We start from the raw sequence: 581 nt of genomic DNA on the forward strand, positions 1-581 counted from the left end.
ACCCGACGATCATGATCCCGCAGTTCGTGATGTTCTCGCGGCTGCACTGGGTCGACACCCTGCTGCCGCTGATCGTGCCGCTGCTGTTCGGCAACATCATCATGATCTTCTTCATCCGGCAGTACCTCGAGACCGTCCCGGACTCGCTCATCGAGGCCGCGAAGATCGACGGCGCGTCGTACCTGACGATCTTCGGCCGCATGATCGTGCCGATGATCCGGCCCGCCATCGCGGCGCAGTTCATCCTGTGGTTCATGACGATCTGGAACGACTACCTCGCGCCGATCCTCTACCTGAACTCGCCGGGCAAGCAGACGCTGCAGGTCGTCATCGCGAACCTCAACGTCGAGTACGCCACGCAGCGCGACTACCCGCTGATCATGGCGGCGTCGTTCGTCGCGCTGCTGCCGATCCTCGTGGTGTTCCTCGTCTTCCAGCGGCAGATCATCGAGTCCGTCGCGCTCACCGGCACGAAGGGGTAGCGCCGTGACGACCCTCGACCCGGCCGCGGACGTCCTCGACACCACCGGCTGGGGGGCGGAGCACGCCCACGACCCGACCGCGGTGCGCGACGACGACGG

At 65.6% G+C, this 581-nt stretch carries 1 protein-coding gene; it reads left to right on the forward strand.

Translation table 11 applies throughout. The features are described 5' to 3' along the window. Positions 1–482: carbohydrate ABC transporter permease (locus tag G3I71_RS45905; protein WP_164324879.1), on the forward strand; the 482-nt coding region annotated here is incomplete at its 5' end. Between the last annotated feature and the right edge of the window lie 99 nt (positions 483–581).

The sequence above is a fragment of the Streptomyces sp. SID12501 genome (assembly GCF_010550245.1).
Lineage (GTDB): Bacteria > Actinomycetota > Actinomycetes > Streptomycetales > Streptomycetaceae > Streptomyces.